This window comes from Asaia sp. HumB, assembly GCF_030263835.1.
GTDB lineage: Bacteria > Pseudomonadota > Alphaproteobacteria > Acetobacterales > Acetobacteraceae > Asaia > Asaia bogorensis.
Map to the genome: position 1 here is coordinate 2,979,087 of NZ_JARPML010000002.1, position 18,251 is coordinate 2,997,337.

The window sequence follows — 18,251 nt, forward strand, 5'->3', positions numbered from 1 at the left end:
GGGGCTGGCCCCTCCAGGCGTGGTCGTTTTGATGGTTTTCTTGTCGGTCGGATCGGTCATGGCGGCTTATCTCGCTTGCGTCGGGGAAACTGTGCCAGGCAGCCGGCACGGGATGAGAAGTCGCAAGACGGGTTTGGGTTGCTATGCAAAGCGGCCCCGAGGCTCTGACAGGCTTACCGCACAGGGGGCGTGGCTGGGGCATTTCGGGTCCCTGGGTGGCTGACAGGTGCTTGTCCGGTTGCCCGGTTCCAACGCCCTAGCCGTAGCCCCCTAGAAAGGCTATATTGGCGGCTTGTTGCGAGTAGGAGCGTCACGCCAGCATGTCCGAACAGATCCGTCCGACCGAGTTGCCCGAAAACCTCGATGACGAAGCCGATTATGGCGCCTCCTCGATCTCGGTTCTCAAGGGGCTCGATGCGGTACGTAAGCGCCCCGGTATGTATATCGGCGATACGGATGACGGGTCCGGCCTGCACCACATGGTGTTCGAGATCATCGATAACGCCGTGGACGAGGCTCAGGCTGGCCACGCGACACGGTGTATCCTGACGCTCAACGGCGATGGTTCGGTCAGTGTCCGTGACAATGGGCGTGGAATCCCGACCGATCTGCATGAGGAAGAGGGCGTCAGCGCGGCAGAAGTGGTGCTGACAAAGCTTCATGCGGGCGGCAAGTTCAACCAGAATTCCTACAAGGTTTCCGGTGGTCTGCACGGCGTTGGCGCGGCCGTTGTCAATGCACTGTCGGAATGGATGGAAGTCCGTATCTGGCGCAATGGCACAGAACACTTCATCCGTTTCCAGCACGGCGAGCGTGACGACGCTCTGGCGGTAATCGGTGCCAGTGATGAGCCACGCGGCACGCTCGTGACGTTCAAGCCGAGCAAGCAGACTTTCACGAAGGTGGAATTCGAGTTTGCCATTCTCGAGCGTCGTATGCGCGAGCTGGCCTTCCTCAATTCCGGGCTCGAGATCGTCCTGCGGGACGAGCGTCATGCCGAGAACAAGGAAGTTATCTTTTGCTATGAAGGCGGGTTGAGCGCGTTTGTCGAGTATCTCGATGCCAGCAAGACCTCGATCGTCAGCCCGCCCATCGTCGGGTCGATCGATCATGCCGAAAGTGGCATCAAGGTCGAGTTCGCGCTGACATGGAATGACAGCTTCCATGAGACTATGCTGTGCTTCACCAACAACATCCCCCAGCGTGATGGGGGCACCCATCTTGCAGGGTTCCGCCAGGCACTGACGCGTGTTGTTGGCAAGTACGCTGACACGGGGTCATCCAAGAATTCGGCATCGCTTACGGGCGAGGATATGCGCGAGGGCATGACCGCGGTGCTGTCGGTCAAGGTGCCCGATCCGAAATTCTCGTCGCAGACCAAGGACAAGCTGGTCTCTTCCGAAGTGCAACCGGTTGTGCACGTCACGGCTGCTGATTCAATTGGCCACTGGTTCGAGACTCACCCGCGTGAAGCCAAGGCGGTCATTGCAAAGGTGAACGAGGCAGCCGCTGCGCGCGATGCCGCCCGGCGTGCCCGTGAACTGACCCGACGCAAGGGCGTGCTGGATGTCTCCTCACTGCCGGGCAAGCTGGCGGATTGTCAGGAGCGCGATGCCAGCAAGGCCGAATTGTTCATCGTCGAGGGTGACTCGGCAGGTGGAACGGCCAAGCAGGGGCGTGATCGTCGTTTCCAGGCGATCCTGCCGCTCAAGGGCAAGATCCTCAACGTCGAGCGTGCGCGCTTTGACCGTATGCTGGGCTCAGCAGAAGTCGGTACGCTGATCACGGCGCTTGGGACGGGTATTGGCCGTGGCGATGTGGAGCAGGGCGGCTTTTCTATCGACAAGCTGCGCTACCACAAGATCGTCATCATGACCGACGCTGACGTGGACGGCTCGCATATTCGCACCTTGTTGCTGACCTTTTTCTTCCGCCAGATGCCGGAGCTGATCGAGAAGGGTTATCTCTATATCGCCCAACCGCCGCTTTACCGCGCCAAGCGCGGCAATGAAGAGCGTTACCTCAAGGATGACGCCGCGCTGGAGCAGTATCTGCTCGACAAGGCGCTGAGCAACGCTACGCTCACCCTTGCTGGTGGCGAAGTGGTCGCCGGCGATGTGCTGATGGAGCGCGTCAAGGCCATGGGCCAGGTGGCCAAGACACTGACGGCCCTTGCCAGCAAGATCCCCGTCTGGGTGCTTGAACAGGCCTATGTGGCCAAGGCTCTCTCGCTGGGTCACGATCACGCTCAGGAGCGTGCGCCTGTATTGCAGGCTCGTCTCGATGCGGCTTCGCCCGTCAACGAGCGCGGCTGGATGGTTGGCCCCACCGAGGAAGGTGGATTGCGTCTGGCGCGCAGCGTGCGTGGTGTGGGCGAGGTGTATGCGCTTGATGCTGCCCTGCTGAAGTCAGCAGAAGCACGCTGGCTGGCAGGTGAGGGCAGCCGCGTGGCCGATTATTTCGAAGGCCCGGTCAAGCTTTCGCTGGACAGTCAGGGTGCCGAGCTTTCAGGTCCTGCAATGGTGTTTGACCGTGTTCTCCAACAGGGGCGCAAGGGCCTTGCCATCAACCGCTTCAAGGGGTTGGGCGAGATGAACAATGAGCAGCTATGGGATACAACGCTCGACCCGGCCACGCGTATTCTCCTCCAGGTCAAGGTAGGAGATGTGGAAGATGCGGGTCAGGTGTTCTCGACGCTCATGGGCGATGTGGTGGAGCCACGACGCGACTTCATTGTTGGCAATGCCCAGAAGGTCGCCAACCTTGACGTTTAACTCCCTCGGCAGAGGGCTTGCCGCAACTGCGCTTGTCCTCGGTTTCTCGGGGCAGTCATTTGCAGCTGATGTGGGCGAGGCTATGCCCGCACGCGCTGCAGCCAATAGCGGACAGACCACGGCTGTCTATCGTGTCTATAACCATGGCTTGCATGTCGTCGACGCTACAGCCGATTACACGCTGACAGAGCTTGGATACGGGATCCGCACGACGCTTCATGCTGGTGGCCTGATGAGCTGGTTCATGCGCATGGACATTCAGAGCATGGCTCAGGGACATTTCGATCATTATTGGGTGCAGCCTGTGAGCTATGAAAGCACGGGCTTCTCGCGGGGCAAACATCGCAGCATCGTCCTGCACTATGCCGATAATATGCCCCATGTGGTCACGCTCGATCCGAAGGAATCCGACAGGGAGGCTGTGCCGGAAGCTCAGTTGGGCCATGCGATGGACACACTCAGTGCCATGGCCCTTTTGCTGGAAAATGTGCGTCAGACCGGGAAATGCGATGGTAATGCGCAGGTGTTCGACGGGCTACGCCTGAGCGCCATGACGTCGCATGGTCCTTTCAAGGCAGATGTGCCGGGCAGTTTCGGCCAAAAGTTCAAGGGGCCTGCGTTGCGCTGCGATTTCGTGGGGCAGCAGGAAGCAGGATTTATCAAGGATTCCTCCCATCTTGAGGTCATGAAGGCGCCTCACCCCGGTGCCGCATGGTTCCAGGACATTCCTGGCGTTGGGCTGACGGCCGTTCGTGTCGAGTTCGAGCATCCCAAACTGGGACAGATGACAGCAGTGCTCGATCATGTTCCTGCCGTGCAGCCCTGAGGCAGGATGCTGAGACCCTGACGGCGGGCAAGGCTGCCATCACGGGCCGTTATATCCCTCCGTCCGACCGGTCTTTGTGACGTTCAATTGGGGCGTGACAGATCATAGATCAGCCGAGGGAGCTCGGCGATACATCCTGCGATAGCAGTGGCATGGGCGCTCATGCTTCGATCGCCGTAGCCCCAGCTCGCGAAGAGCGAAGGCATGGGAACGCCCATCGCCGCCATGATATCATTCTGATGATCGCCGATCATGATGCCACGTGTTGGCTCGGCGTGAATCAGGCACATCGTGTTGCGGATGTGGTCGGGGTCAGGTTTGCGTGTGGCGAAGCTGTCGCCGCCACCTATGGCATCGATCAGGGAGGCGACCCCGAGCTTTTCGAGAATTGCCTGCGCTGCCTTGACTGGTTTGTTGGTGCAGACGACGCAGGCGATACCGCGCTCACGCAATGTTGTGAGCATCGCCTGCGTGTCGGGAAAGAGATGCGTCTTCTCGGTCGCCCTTGGCTCATAAATTTCCAGAAAACGACGTGTGGCCTCATCGCGATCAATGCGTTTTTCGTCTCCCCCGTAAATTAGCAGTCGGTCGACAAGACGATGCGCCCCGTCTCCAATCATGCCCCGCACGGCTTCCTCAGTCGGGAGATGCAGATTGTAGGATTTCAGAAGGGCAATGCCGCTCTCTGCGAGGTCGGGCAGGCTGTCAATCAGGGTGCCGTCGAGGTCGAATACGGCGGTCTTTATCTCGGTGCTCACAATCGATTTTCCTCGTGATGAGGGAGGCTGCAATAAACAGCAATCCGAAGTGACGGAGCGGGCGTTTGACAGAGCTCCGTCGCGTTGGCTACGCCACGTAATGATATGACATCATTTTCCTTTTCCGACGGCCAGCCCGTCCGCCATCACAAACCGACGACTGCCGTCATCCTCGCCGCAGGGCTCGGCACGCGCATGCGTTCAGCGCTTCCCAAGGCGATGCACCCTCTCGGCGGCCGCCCCATGATCAGCCATCTCATCGAGACGGCAAGTGGCGTGTTCGAACGAATCGTCGTGGTGGTCGGCCCGGATATGCCATCCCTCGAAAAGGCCGCCGCGTCCTGGCCCTGCGTAGTGCAAGTCGAACGCCTTGGCACGGGCCATGCGGCCCGCATGGCTGAAGCGCTTTTCGGAGAGGGCGATGTCGCAATCCTTTACGCCGATAACCCGCTGATCACAGCGGACACGATGCGCGCGCTGCTCTCCACCCGGCGGGCTGAAGGGACATCGCTTGCCCTGCTTGCCATGCGCCCTGCCGATCCCGCTAAATACGGACGTGTTATCGTTGAAAATGGCTCCGTCAAAGAAGTCATCGAGTTCAAGGATGCGACCGAGGAACAGCGCGCCATTGGCCTATGCAATGCGGGCGTTCTCTGCGCGTCCTCCGACGATTTGCGTCGCTGGCTTGGAGACGTGCGCAACGACAACGCACAAGGTGAATATTACCTGACCGACGTGGTGGCGCTGGCGGCACGCGAAGGTCTGGTGCGCCATGTCGAAGCCCCTGCTGAGGAACTCGCAGGAATCAATTCGCGGGCTGAGCTAGCGACTGCGGAGGCGACGCTGCAAAAGCGCATGCGTCTCTCAGCGCTCGAGGCAGGTGTGACCTTGATTGCACCAGAGACCGTGTTTTTGAGCGTGGACACCGTCATCGAACCTGATGTCGTGGTTGAGCCCAATGTTGTTTTTGGCCCCGGAGTGACAGTGCGCAGTGGCGCACGCATTCGCGCCTTCAGCCATTTGGAAGGATGCGTGGTGGGCGAGGAGGCCCTGATTGGTCCCTACGCCAGGCTCAGGCCCGGTACGATTTGTGGCAGGGCTTCCCATGTCGGCAATTTCGTTGAGCTCAAGGCAACAGAGCTTGGCGACGGCGCAAAGGCCAATCATCTGACCTATCTTGGGGATGCGCGTATCGGTCAGCGTACCAATGTCGGTGCCGGTACGATCACGTGCAATTACGACGGGGTGTTCAAACACCGTACGACGATTGGGAATGACGTCTTCGTAGGGTCTGATTCCATTCTCGTGGCGCCCATCTCCGTGGGTGACGGCGCCTTGCTGGCTGCTGGCAGCGTGCTGACCGAGGACGTGGAGCCAGGTGCGCTCGCCTTGGGGCGGTCAAGGCAGATCAACAAGGCAATGCGTGGGCAGGAGATAGCCTCTACCCTTCGTGCCAAAAAGGAGAATGGCTGATGTGCGGCATTTGTGGCGTGGTCGGCCATCAGAACGCGACACCCCTTGTTGTCGAGGCGCTGCGTCGCCTTGAATATCGCGGCTACGATTCAGCGGGTATCGCGAGTCTGGTAGACGGGCATATCTCGCGCCGCCGCGCGGCGGGCAAGCTGGATAATCTGCAGGCCGTGCTCGACGTGCAGCCGCTTGAGGGCTCGACGGCAATCGGTCATACGCGTTGGGCCACCCACGGGCTGCCGAACGAGGCCAACGCCCATCCGCATGCCACTGATCGTGTAGCGATCGTGCATAACGGCATCATCGAGAATTACGAAGAGCTCAAGGCCGAGATGCTGGCGGTAGGGCGGCAGTTCACCTCCGAGACGGACACGGAGTGTGTTGCCCAACTGGTCGATTTCTATCTCGATCAGGGGCTTTCCCCTCGCGAGGCCGCCAGCAAGACATTGGGCCGCCTTCAAGGCGCCTACGCACTCGCCATGATCTTTGCCGGGTATGAGGGGCTCATGATCGGCGCCCGTCATGGGGCGCCCCTCGCCGTCGGCTTTGGTGAGGGCGAGATGTTTCTCGGTTCGGACAGCCTCGCTCTGGCACCACTCGCCCGCAAAATCGCCTATCTCGATGATGGCGACTGGTGCGTGCTCAGACCTGATCAGGTCGAGTTCTTTGATGCCGCAAACCAGCGCGTACAGCGTCCCGTACAGACGATTGCCCTCATTGCAGGAACCGTCGGCAAGGATGGCTACCGCCATTATATGGAAAAGGAGCTGCATGAGCATCCGGTCGTGATCGGCCAGACATTGCAGCGCATCATCGATCCGGTCACGCGCGAGATCAATCTGCCGGCTTTCCCCTTTGAGCTGGCTGAACTGCCGCGCGCCATCATCACCGCCTGTGGCTCGGCCTTCTATGCTGGTCTTGTCGCCCGCTACTGGCTTGAGGCCGAGGCGCGACTTCCGGTCGATATCGATGTGGCCTCCGAACTGCGCTACCGCAATCCGCCCCTGACCCCACGTGGTATGGCGCTGATGATTTCCCAGTCTGGCGAGACCGCCGATACGCTTGCTGCCTTACGCAGCCTCCGTGAACGCGAGCAGCACATCGTCTCGATCCTCAATGTTGAGGGCAGCACGATGGGCCGCGAGAGCGACGTGGTTCTTGGCATGGTTGCAGGACCCGAAATCTCGGTCGCGAGCACCAAGGCCTTTACCGCGCAGCTCGCGGTGCTTGCCGTACTCACGATTGCCATTGCGCGGGCCCGTGAGACAATGTCGGAGAAGCGTGCGGGCGACTTGCTGGCCCATTTGCTCGACCTTCCTTCGCGTGCGTCAGAAGTGTTTTCCCGGGCGAGTGATATCCAGGCCATGGCGGCCTCGGTGGCTGAGGCGCGCGATGTGCTCTATCTCGGGCGTGGGATCTGTTTCCCGGTCGCTCTGGAAGGGGCGCTGAAGCTCAAGGAGATTTCCTACATTCACGCCGAGGCGTATGCCGCGGGCGAGATGAAGCATGGACCGATCTCCCTTATCGACAAGGATGTGCCGATTGTGGTGATCGCGCCCTCGACGATCCTGTTCGACAAGACGCTCTCCAATATCCAGGAGGCCAAGGCCCGCGGTGGCCGTATCATGGCCTTTACGGATGAAAAGGGGGCTCAGCGCCTGAGCGGTATCGCCGAGCATATGGTGATCCTGCCGGAGGTCGATCCCTTTGTGGCACCGATCCTCTACACAATCCCTGTGCAGATGCTGGCCTATGAGGTGGCGTTGCGCCGCGGGACAGATGTGGACCAGCCGCGCAACCTCGCCAAATCCGTCACTGTGGAGTAGGCTTGCCAAAAAAATAGCCTGAGCTGCAGCAAGGAGCGTTCGACATGACAGGACCGGGACCGAAGGTGCTGATCAAGGGGGCAGGGGTTGCCGGTCTGGTCACCGCTGTGACGCTGGCAGAACGCGGGGCGCAGGTCACGCTGCATGAAGCGGGCTCCCGTATCGGTTCAGGCGCGTCCTGGTTTGCGGGCGGCATGCTTGCCCCCTGGTGCGAGGCTGAGTCAGCGCCGGAAGAAGTGACTCGTGACTCGCTCAGCTCGCTCGCCTGGTGGTCTGCCCATGTGCCGTCTGTTGTGCAACAGGGCAGCCTTGTTGTGGCCCCCCCTCGCGATCAGGTCGAACTTGCCCGGTTTGGCAGAAGAACCAGTCATTTCGAGACGATAGATGCCGAGCGTATCGGCCAGCTCGAACCCGATCTGTCGGGGCGTTTTGACCGTGCGCTCTTCTTTGCCGAGGAAGGGCACGTTGACCCCCGGATCGCTCTGAAGGGGTTGGAAGCGCGCCTGGTGGAGCTGGGCGGCCATTTCAGATTCGATGCGGATCCGATGGAAGAGACGTTCGACTGGGTGGTCGATTGTACAGGTATTGCAGCAAGGGAAAGTGATGCCGGATTGCGCGGGGTAAGGGGGGAGATGATTCTCGTCCGTTGCCCGGAAGTAACCCTTCACCGTCCAATCCGTATGCTCCATCCGCGCATACCCATCTATATCGTCCCGCGTGAAAACAAGGTCTTCATGGCGGGAGCGACGATGGTAGAGAGCGACGATAGGCGCGAGATTACAGTCCGCGCCATGAGCGAACTGCTCAATGCGCTTTACACGCTTCATCCGGCTTTTGCCGAGGCTGAGATCATTGAGGCCAATACAGGCATACGCCCTTCCTATGCCGATAATGTCCCAAGGGTGCATCGCGAAGGAAACAGGATTTCCCTGAATGGTATGTACCGTCATGGATTTCTGCTGTCCCCCGCCCGAGCTGCCGAAGTGGCTGCAATCGTGTTCCCCACGCCGGGTTGAGGGGTTCGCTCCGGCAGCCTAGGGTAGCCGGACCATGATCAGTAATGCCCCCAAGGCACCGAGAAACGAGCGCTTGCGCGAACCGGGCCGGGCATGAATACCAGATAGTGCAGGAGACTCACCATGATGATTCTGGTGAACGACGAAACGAAGATCATCAAGAACCACTCGCTTGCGGATGCCCTTATCGAGCTCGGTTATGGTGAGACAAAGGTTGCGACGGCGCTGGACGGGCAATTTGTTCCGCGATCCGCCCGTGCCTCACGTATTCTCAGTGAGGGATGCCGGCTGGAAATTCTCGCTCCCATGCAGGGAGGCTGAGCCATGCTGGCCTACGGTACAGAGCTCAGCTCACCGCTCATGCTGGGAACGGCACTGTATGACAGCCCAGCCATTCTGGCTGAGTCCGTTCGGGCGGCGCAGCCTGGTGCAGTAACCGTATCGCTGCGACGTGAGTCTGCCGGCTTGCAGGCGGGGCAGGCCTTCTGGGAACTGGTCCGCAGCCTGAAGGTGCCCGTTCTGCCCAATACAGCAGGTTGCCACACGGTGCGCGAAGCTGTGACCACGGCCCAGATGGCGCGCGAGGTTTTCGATACGGACTGGATCAAGCTTGAGGTGATCGGCCAGGGTGATCTGCTTCAGCCGGATGTGTTCTCGCTGGTTGAGGCGGCGCGCATACTGACGGAAGAGGGTTTCAAGGTCTTCCCTTACACCACCGAGGATCTGGTCGTGGCAGAGCGCCTGTTGCGGGCGGGTTGTGAATTGCTGATGCCTTGGGGTGCACCCATCGGGTCGGGCAGGGGGCTCAACAATCCCTTTGGGCTGCGTGCGCTGCGGGCGCATTTTCCTGATGTTCCGATGGTGATCGATGCTGGCATAGGCAGGCCTTCTCACGCCGTGATGGCGTTCGAGCTTGGATATGATGCGATCCTGATCAACACGGCAGTTGCCAAAGCGGGAAATCCTGTTGTCATGGCGGAGGCCTTCCGTCTGGCCTGCGACGTCGGATATCTGTCCCGCAGGGCCGATCCAATGGACGAGCGTGACATGGCGGTTCCCTCAACACCAACTCTTGGCAAGGCGAGTTTCTGACCATGATGTCACGACTTCCATCCCCGATCTATCCGGTTGTGGATCATCCGCGCTGGGTCGAACGGCTGGGCGCAGCTGGCGCACGTTTCATTCAGCTTCGCCTGAAAGATCTGGATCCCGAGATCCTGCGAGCCCAGGTGATCGAGGCGCAGGAAGCGACAACACGCCACAATGTCCGGCTTGTTCTTAACGATTACTGGCAACTCGCGATCGAACTTGGCATCGATTATATCCACATTGGGCAGGAAGATCTCGACACGGCCGATCTGGATCAGATCAGGGCTGCACGTATTGCCTTTGGCATCTCGACTCACTCGCATGAGGAACTGCAGCGTGCGCTTTCGGTCTCACCCGATTATGTAGCGCTCGGCCCCATATGGGAGACGAAACTCAAGAAAATGATATGGGGCCCGCAGGGGGTGGAGAAGTTGCGTGAGTGGCGTGGAATTATCGGTCCTGACATGCCATTGGTTGCGATTGGTGGCATTACGCGCGAACGCGCTCCATCCTGCATCGCTGCCGGCGCAGATAGTGTTGCCGCAGTGTCGGACTTCATTGCCTCGCCCGATCCTGAGGGACAGGTGAAGCATTGGCTTGAAGCCTGCCAGATCTGACTGAAACAAAAGAGTTCCACACCGTGACTCAGTAATATTTCCTTTATGTTCCGTGTGGTGCACTCGCGGAGTCGTGAAGTTTCGCGTATAGTGAGGGTGTTTATGCAGAAATGAGGGAGAACATCCACCCATGATGGTGACGGGACTGGCTGCCGTTATTCTGGCGCTGGCGCTTTTGATGGTTCTCATCAGCGCTGTGCAGCCTCTAGCCCGACGCTGGGAAGTGTCGGAGACGGTCCTGCTTGCCTTGGCGGGTATTGGCATAGGTGCCGCGGCAGATCTGTTGTTGCGCTCATCCCTGACCGAAATTTTCGATGGAGCGGCGGAGACGCTGCTCTATTTCCCGGTCAATAGTGAGGCGTTCCTTCTCATCTTTCTGCCGATCCTTGTGTTTCAGGGGGCGCTTGCGATCGACGTGCGCCGTCTGGCGCATGAGACAGCGACCGTCCTGCTTCTGGCCGTCGTGGCGGTGCTGGTCTCGACCCTAACCATTGGCATGGCACTCTATCCCTTCGCCGGACAGACAATGGTGGTCTGTCTGTTGCTGGGGTCGATTGTCGCGACGACTGACCCCTCGGCAGTCGCCGGGATCTTTCGCGAGATCGGAGCGGCTTCGCGCCTCACCAGACTGGTTGAGGGCGAGGCCCTGCTCAATGATGCCGCGGCGATCGCCATTTTCTCGATCCTGCTTGCCTCGGTCACGTCTCACCGACATATCGAGCTTGGCGAGACAGTTATCGATTTCTTTGCGTCGTTCGGCGGCGCCATGATTGTCGGTGTCGCGGTTGGCCGCCTGACCCTGCTGATGATTGCAGGTCTAGGTGGATCGGCGGCAGCCGAGATCACGCTGACCCTGGCCTTGCCATATATCGTCTATATCCTGTGCGATGAGTTTCTTGGCTTTTCAGGCGTTGTGGCCACTGCAGCTTCCGGCCTGACAATGTCGGTTTACGGGCCTTCCACTTTCAGACCTCAGGTCTGGCGCTTCCTGAATGAATTATGGGTCCAGCTTGTGTTCTGGGCGGGCTCTCTGGTGTTCGTTCTGGCCTCAATGTTGGTGCCACGCCTGCTGATCGGCATGACGCGATGGGACTGCGTGTTGATCCTTATCGCGACGGTTGCCGGGTTGCTGGCGCGTGGGGCCGTGGTATTCGGCCTGCTGCCCATCCTTGCAGCCTTCAAGCTTTCGCCTCCCGTGCCTGCACCCTTTAAGACAACGATGGTCTGGGGCGGGTTGCGTGGTGCCATCACGCTGGCCCTGGCGCTGGCGGTGACTGAAAACCAGCGTGTATCCACCTCGACCGCTCATTTCATTGGCATCATCGCGACAGGGTTTGTGCTGATCACCCTTTTGGTAAACGGCACGACGCTGCGCTATCTCGTAATGTTCCTCAAGCTCGATCAGCTGCCTGCAATCGATCAGGCGATGCGCCATCAGGTGCTCAGTAGCGGTCTGGCACAGGTTGCCGAACGCACGCACAGCCTTGCTGACGAACTGGGTTTTGGGGCAGGGACACAGAAAACCATCATTGGTCAGATCGAGCGACGCGCCCAGGAAGAGAGCGAGGCCAATACCTTCGATACGGCTCTCGGTGATCGTCAGCGCGTGACGCTGGCACTGATCACCATCGCCAATCGCGAGCGTTCGCTTCTGCTTGACCTGTTCCGCATACGGGGCCTGTCGAGGCGCGTCATGGAGACGCTTCTGCGTTCTTCCGAGGCAATGGTCGATGGAGCCCGCCTGGAAGGCCGCTATGGTTATGTGAGAGCCCTGCGACGGCGGTTGCGCCCTACCATGCGGTTTCGTATGGCGCAGATGTTGCACCGGCGCTTTCACATCGACCAGCCGCTCATGCACTGCATGTCCGAGCGCTTTGAGATGCTGGTTATCGCGCATCTTGTCTCGCTGTCACTCATGCGCTTCATGCATCAGCGCCTTGAACCGACACTTGGTAACCGCATTGGCGAAATTGTTTCCGAGGTTCTCGGGCGTCAGCGCCGTATGCTCGACGATGCGCTGGAAATGATGCGCCTGCATTATCAGGGTTACTCGGAGGCGCTGGAAAGCCGCATTCTTCATCAGATCGCCTTGCGCCTCGAGGAAGAGGAGTATGACGAGCTTCTTTCTGACAACCTCGTCAGCGAGGAGCTGCATCGCGAACTGCTCAAGGATGTCGAAAAGCGCCAGGAGCGCCTCGAGAAGCCACTGCGCTTCAATCTCAAGAGCGGTATCGAGCAGAGATTGCGGTCGTTTCCGGCGTTTCGGGGCGTGCCGGACGGCGTTCTTCATGATCTCGCGATGAATATCTCGCTGCGTTTCGCTTCGCCTGGTGAGGTCCTGCTTAAGCGTAACGGCAAGATCAGAATGGTCTATGCTGTCGTAGCGGGACTGGCGGAAGTTCATATTGCCGAACAGGATGTGCAGTTTGGGGCAGGGGACCTGATTGGGGCTGCGCCATTGATCAACGAGACGTTCTCGAGGGGTACGGTGCGTACTCTGCAGTTCTGTCATCTGCTCGCCATACCGGCATCGTTGTTCCGTCGTCTGGTCGAGGATTATCCGATCGTGCGTCGAACAATTGACGAGCGTGCAGAAGCGCGGCTTGCAGACGGGCATCGCCTGTCGCTCGTGCTCGGTGGGGACAAGGAACCGTTCATCCCGGCGAGAGAACTTATCAAGGCGGAGAGGGATACCTCCAAGAGCTCCTGACCGGACTTCGCTTTTGTGCCGGGAACGACCCCGGTGCGAAGGTGGTCTATGTCGAGTGTTAATGCCGCGTTCAGTGGTCGCCAGCGTAGCGACTGAGATTTTGCAGGTCCAATCAGCGGCCATATAAGGTTGTGATCTGTGCGCGTCGGAGCAGCCCTTCTTCCCTACATATAAAAGCTCGATAAGATATATTATGCCAACTCGCAAATCAACTCATGGGCTGGAGGTCTGAGGTTGCAGCGCCGCGCGCGTGGATTTTGCCCCTATGTCGTCTGCGCGACAGCCCATCGCGCCGGCGTTCCATCCGCCGACGCGTTGCTTGGGTGTTTTCAGGCCAAGGCGTAGCTGCCCAGTTCAGCGCCGGTCTGGCTATCAACTTCCTTCAGGATGACACCATAGCCCCAGAGCTGGCCAAGATGCTCCAGCGTCAGCCTTGCATCCGTAGGTTGCAACAGCTTTCCCGGTCGCGTGCGATGCTCAAGCCGCAGGATACGATCTCCAGTGAGATCGGCCCCTACGATCTCGATCTCCTCAGCAAGCAGACCGGGATCGTAGGATGCGGCCACGGAGCGACGTATGTCTCGATATCCGCCGTCATCATGAATTGCGTCGACCAGCAGATAAGGCTGGCTTAGATCATCCTCCAGTCTGAACAAGCGGAAGTCACGGATCACCTTGGGTGAGAGGAATTGCTGCACAAAGCTTTCGTCCCGATATTCAGCCCAGGCGTGATGAAGCGTGCCCACAGGGTCCTTGTTTCCTGCATGATCGGGAAACCAGCGTCGATCCTCCTCTGTCGGGTCAGTACAGACGCGTGCGATATCGCTCATCATGGCAAAGCCAAGGGCGTAAGGGTTGAAGTTCGGCCCTCCCCCCTCATCGAAGCCGCGCTGGGTGATCACATTGCTTGTTGAATGGATGACTTCCAATATAGCCGCGTCATCGATCAGTTTCTTGTCATGCAGGCGATGCATAATGAAATTATGTACCCAGGTTGCGCACCCCTCATTCATGAGCTTCGCCTGAGGTTGCGGATAGAAATATTGGGCGATCAGGCGCACAATGCGGATAATCTCGCGCTCCCAGTTTGCCAGTCGCGGCGCGTGCTTTTCGAGGAAATAGAGAATGTTCTCTTCAGGCAGGCCAAGGCTTGCCATCTGATCGTCTGTGGTACCGCTCCCCGTGTTCAGGCCCTGCGTCTCTGGCAGCGTGCGCCACAGATCGTTGAACTGCTCATCCTCGTAGGCGCGCCTTTCACGCGCGCGTTCCTGCTCCTGTCGCAAATCAAGGCGCTTGCTGCCTGTATGGCGGTCAACCCCTTGCCCCTGCAGGGCATGGGCCGCATCCAGAATACGCTCGACAGCCTTGATGCCGTATTTTTCCTCGCAGCGCGCCACGTAGCCAAGCGCAAACTCCAGATAGTGCAGGATCTGGGTTGAATCGGTCCACTCTCGGAAAAGCCGATTGTTCTTGAAGAAATGGTTATGCCCGAATGCCGCATGGGCGATAACGAGCGCCTGCATGGTGGCCGTATTTTCTTCCATCAGATAGCTGATGCATGGGCTCGAATTGATGACGACCTCGTAAGCGAGACCCATCAGGCCGCGCTTATAGGCGTTCTCGTGCGATACGAAGCGTTTACCCGCCGACCAGTGCGGGTAGCTGATCGGCATACCGTGCGAGGTATAGACATCAAGCATCTGCTCTGAGGTGATGATCTCGATACGATTGGGATACGTGTCGAGCCGTAATTCCTCGCTCGCAATACGGTCGATCTCGCCGTAGCAATCCCTGAGCGTCGAAAATGTCCAGTCGGTGCCGGTATAGAGCATGATTACTCCCCTGCCCGTTCGGCCGCACGACGGGCGAACAGATCTCTGAAAACCGGAAAGATATCGCGCCTGTCCTGAACCTGACGCATGGCGAGTTGTGGCGTGCTGTCAGCGATATTTTTGTAACCACGCCATAAATCGGTTTCACTGCGCAGTAACGCACCGCCCATACTGACTTCGACATAGGCAAAGTACTGCACGACAGGCAATATTGCCTCGATCATCAGGCGATTGACCTTGTTCATGTCTGACGAAATATTATCCCCGTCCGAAACCTGGGCGACATAGATATTCCATTTGTCAGTCGGGTACCGCTCAGCCTGGATCTGATGCATCAGTTCCAGCGCGGTGGAGACAACCGTGCCGCCTGTCCGAGGATCGGTAAAGAACACGTCCTCATCGACTTCTTCGGCAGTTTCGGCATGGCGAACGAAGACGATCTCAAGCTTCTCGTATCGCTTTTCGAGAAAGACATGCAGCAGGAGGAAGAACTGCTTGCCCAGCTCCTTCATCTTCTCGGTCATGGAGCCGGAGACATCCATGATGCAGAATATCACGGCCTGTGGGGTGGGTTTCGGGACAGGGGTAAAACGCCGATAGCGCAGGTCGACTGGATCGACCCAGGGAATACGTGCGAGGCGTTGGCGCAAAAGGTCGCGCTCGTCACGCAGGCCTTGCAACCGCACGAACTGCTCGTCGGAAAGAGGACGCGCCTCCTCCAGCGCGGCGATTTCGGCTTCGAGGTCAAGTAACTCCTGCGGCTTGGGACGTTTGAGGCCTATGCGTCGCCCCATTGATCGGCGCATGGTGCGACCGAGATCGATCTGTGAGGGCGAGCCGTCGCTTGTGAGGCCGGACCGGCTGGTTGCGAGCGTTGTTGTCGAGGCAATCTCGCGCTTGACGAGATCCGGGAGTTCCAGATCGTCGAAAAACAGATCAAGAAACTCCTCGCGTGAGAGAACGAAGCGGTAGGAATCCTCGCCGCCGCCCTGATCGCCCGCACCACTTCCCTCACCCGCGCCCTCGCCTTCACCACCCGGCGGCCGGCGCAGCCTGTCTCCCTTTACGAACTCCTTGTTGCCTGAAAGCACGATATGGCGGGCACCGGCGCTGAAATGCCGATGAAAGCTCGGCTCGTGGAGGACATCGGCCGGGATCGACACCGCACTGTCCTGGCCTATTTCTCGTATGCGGCCCTGTGCCGCGGCATTGCGTACGGCGCTCTGTATCGCCTGGCGCGCCCTTGTCAGGACGCGCTGGCGGTTTTCGGTGTTCTTGCCGTGCGGGTTCGGGCGCCTGTCTATGATTTCCATGAAACGCTCCGTGAAAGAGAGATCAGGCAGACTGCTTGACGCGCATGTACCACTCGACCAGTCGCCGCACCTGACGTTCGGTATAGCCGCGTGCGACCATGCGGCTGACAAACTCGTCATGTTTGCGCTCGCTCGTGCTGTCCTTCTTCGAGCCGAAGCTGATGACCGGCAGCAGATCCTCGACCTGACTGAACATGCGTTTTTCGATCACATCACGAATTTTCTCGTAGCTGGTCCAGGACGGATTGCGGCCGCCATTGCTCGCCCTCGATCGCAGGGAGAACTTGACCACCTCATTGCGGAAATCCTTCGGGTTCGCGATGCCGGCTGCCTTTTCAGTCTTGCTGAGCTCCGCGTTGAGCAGATCGCGGTTCATCAACTGGCCTGTGTCAGGGTCCTTGAAGTCCTGATCCTCGATCCAGGCATCCGCGTAATCGAGATAGCGGTCAAAAAGATTCTGGCCGTAATCATTGTAGCTTTCCAGATAGGCTTTCTGGATTTCATTACCGAGGAATTCGGCGTAGCGCCGTGACAGATCGGATTTGAGCGAGGCCAGATAGGCCGCCTCGACCTCAGCCGGGAATTGCTCGCGTCGCACGGCCTGTTCGAGCACATACATCAGATGTACCGGATCAGCCGAAATCTCAGAAGGGTCATGGTTGAACGTAGCGGACAGGACCTTGTAGGCGAAACGCGTGGAGATGCCCTCCATGCCTTCATCCACACCGGCACTATCCTTGTATTCCTGCATGGCGCGGGCCTTGGGGTCGGTCTCGCGGATGTTCTCACCATCATAGACGCGCATCTTTGCGAACTGCGTCGAGTTGGGGTGGGATTTCAGCCGCGAAAGTACCGCAAACTGCGCCAGCATCTCGAGAGTGTGCGGCGCGCAGGGGGCGTCGCCCAGAGCTGAAGACTGGATCAGCTTCTCGTAGATTTTCGACTCTTCGGTCACCCGCAGGCAGTAAGGCACCTTGATAACGCATACGCGGTCGAGAAAGGCCTCGTTGGTGCGGTTATTGCGGAAGGACTGCCACTCCGCCTCGTTGGAATGAGCAAGGATGACGCCGGTGAAGGGTATCGAACCGATATTCTCCGTGCCGACATAATTCCCTTCCTGCGTTGCCGTGAGCAACGGGTGCAGCATCTTGATGGGCGCCTTGAACATCTCGACGAATTCGAGAATGCCCTGATTGGCGCGGTTGAGCCCACCGGAGAAACTATAGGCGTCAGGGTCGTTCTGGCTGAAATTTTCGAGCTGGCGGATATCTACCTTGCCGACCAGGGCGGAGACATCCTGGTTGTTGTCGTCACCGGGCTCGGTCTTGGCGACAGCGATCTGGCGCAGCTTCGACGGGTTGAGGCGCACCACGGTAAAGCGTGAGATATCGCCGTCGAAATCCTCCAGTCGCTTCAGTGCCCAGGGGCTTGCGATGCCAGTCAGGACACGGCGGGGAATATTGTACTGCGCCTGAAGCGAGTCCGCGTAGCGCTCCGGGTCGAACAGACCAAGAGGGCTCTCGAACACAGGGCTGATCTGCTTGCCTGCCTTGAGCACATAAATGGGCTCACGTTCCATGAGGGTCTTGAGGCGTTCGCCAAGCGAAGACTTGCCGCCACCCACCGGGCCAAGGAGGTAGAGAATCTGTTTGCGCTCTTCCAGCCCCTGCGCGGCATGACGGAAGAACCCGACAATCTGTTCGACCGCGTCCTCCATGCCATAGAAATCGGCAAAGGCCGGATAGGTGCGCACAGTGCGGTTCATGAAAATACGGCTGAGACGCGGGTCGCGTGCTGAGTCGAGCATGACCGGTGCGCCAATCGCCTTCAGCATGCGCTCGGCGGCGCTGGCATAGCAGCTGGGGTCTTCACGGCAGAGAGACAGATAGGAAGCCAGTGACATCTCTGTTTCCCGGCGTTCCTCACGGTAAGAAGAGGCCAGCGTAAAGACGTCCGAGAATGCACTCATGACTCGTATGCTCCGATGAGGCCTGCCACTAAGCCGGGGGCGAAAAGGTCA

Annotated in this window: 13 protein-coding genes; 9 read left to right on the top strand and 4 right to left on the bottom strand. The window is 59.0% G+C overall.

What is annotated here, in order from left to right:
- Window positions 1-320 precede the first annotated feature (320 nt).
- Both gyrB and P5689_RS14475 read left to right on the top strand, forming a co-directional pair.
- Complete coding sequence (gyrB, locus tag P5689_RS14470) at window positions 321-2,774, top strand: DNA topoisomerase (ATP-hydrolyzing) subunit B (protein ID WP_285533690.1); 2,454 nt, start codon at window positions 321-323, stop codon at window positions 2,772-2,774.
- Window positions 2,764-3,600, top strand: coding sequence for a DUF3108 domain-containing protein (locus P5689_RS14475; RefSeq protein WP_285533691.1), 837 nt, complete (start codon window positions 2,764-2,766; stop codon window positions 3,598-3,600). The genes gyrB and P5689_RS14475 overlap by 11 nt, the downstream gene beginning before the upstream one ends.
- Before the next feature lie 83 nt (window positions 3,601-3,683).
- On the opposite strand, the gene P5689_RS14480 is transcribed toward P5689_RS14475, so the two are convergent.
- Complete coding sequence (locus P5689_RS14480; protein WP_285533692.1) at window positions 3,684-4,358, bottom strand: HAD family hydrolase; 675 nt, start codon at window positions 4,356-4,358, stop codon at window positions 3,684-3,686.
- 105 nt (window positions 4,359-4,463) lie between these two features.
- Between P5689_RS14480 and glmU the strand changes: the two genes are divergently transcribed.
- From glmU to P5689_RS14515, 7 genes are all read left to right on the top strand, one after another.
- Entirely contained in the window at window positions 4,464-5,831 is a 1,368-nt protein-coding gene (glmU, locus tag P5689_RS14485; RefSeq protein ID WP_285533694.1) for a bifunctional UDP-N-acetylglucosamine diphosphorylase/glucosamine-1-phosphate N-acetyltransferase GlmU, read from the top strand.
- Window positions 5,831-7,654 carry a glutamine--fructose-6-phosphate transaminase (isomerizing) gene (gene glmS, locus P5689_RS14490; protein ID WP_285533696.1) on the top strand — a complete coding sequence of 608 codons (1,824 nt, stop codon included), beginning with the start codon at window positions 5,831-5,833 and terminating at the stop codon, window positions 7,652-7,654. The genes glmU and glmS overlap by 1 nt, the downstream gene beginning before the upstream one ends.
- Before the next feature lie 44 nt (window positions 7,655-7,698).
- Complete coding sequence (gene thiO / locus P5689_RS14495) at window positions 7,699-8,670, top strand: glycine oxidase ThiO (RefSeq protein WP_023977299.1); 972 nt, start codon at window positions 7,699-7,701, stop codon at window positions 8,668-8,670.
- A gap of 123 nt (window positions 8,671-8,793) precedes the next feature.
- The gene (thiS, locus tag P5689_RS14500) at window positions 8,794-8,991 is read left to right on the top strand and encodes a sulfur carrier protein ThiS (protein ID WP_122039429.1); all 198 of its coding nucleotides are present in this window, start codon (window positions 8,794-8,796) and stop codon (window positions 8,989-8,991) included.
- A gap of 3 nt (window positions 8,992-8,994) precedes the next feature.
- Complete coding sequence (locus P5689_RS14505; RefSeq protein ID WP_285533698.1) at window positions 8,995-9,762, top strand: thiazole synthase; 768 nt, start codon at window positions 8,995-8,997, stop codon at window positions 9,760-9,762.
- A gap of 5 nt (window positions 9,763-9,767) precedes the next feature.
- A complete protein-coding gene (thiE, locus tag P5689_RS14510) occupies window positions 9,768-10,376 on the top strand; it encodes a thiamine phosphate synthase (protein WP_285533908.1) in 609 nt (202 codons plus the stop codon).
- Window positions 10,377-10,506: 130 nt separating this feature from the next.
- Window positions 10,507-13,086: a cation:proton antiporter gene (locus P5689_RS14515; RefSeq protein ID WP_023977295.1), complete on the top strand. Its 2,580-nt coding sequence runs from the start codon at window positions 10,507-10,509 to the stop codon at window positions 13,084-13,086.
- A 329-nt stretch (window positions 13,087-13,415) separates the two neighbouring features.
- Here the strand turns inward: P5689_RS14515 and P5689_RS14520 are convergent, their stop codons facing one another.
- The 3 genes from P5689_RS14520 to P5689_RS14530 are packed head-to-tail and all read right to left on the bottom strand — an operon-like array spanning window position 13,416 to window position 18,200.
- Complete coding sequence (locus P5689_RS14520; RefSeq protein ID WP_285533699.1) at window positions 13,416-14,918, bottom strand: SpoVR family protein; 1,503 nt, start codon at window positions 14,916-14,918, stop codon at window positions 13,416-13,418.
- 2 nt (window positions 14,919-14,920) lie between these two features.
- A complete protein-coding gene (locus P5689_RS14525; RefSeq protein WP_023977293.1) occupies window positions 14,921-16,231 on the bottom strand; it encodes a YeaH/YhbH family protein in 1,311 nt (436 codons plus the stop codon).
- A gap of 22 nt (window positions 16,232-16,253) precedes the next feature.
- Window positions 16,254-18,200, bottom strand: a complete 1,947-nt coding sequence (locus P5689_RS14530) for a PrkA family serine protein kinase (protein WP_122039435.1) — start codon at window positions 18,198-18,200, stop codon at window positions 16,254-16,256.
- Window positions 18,201-18,251: the final 51 nt, after the last annotated feature.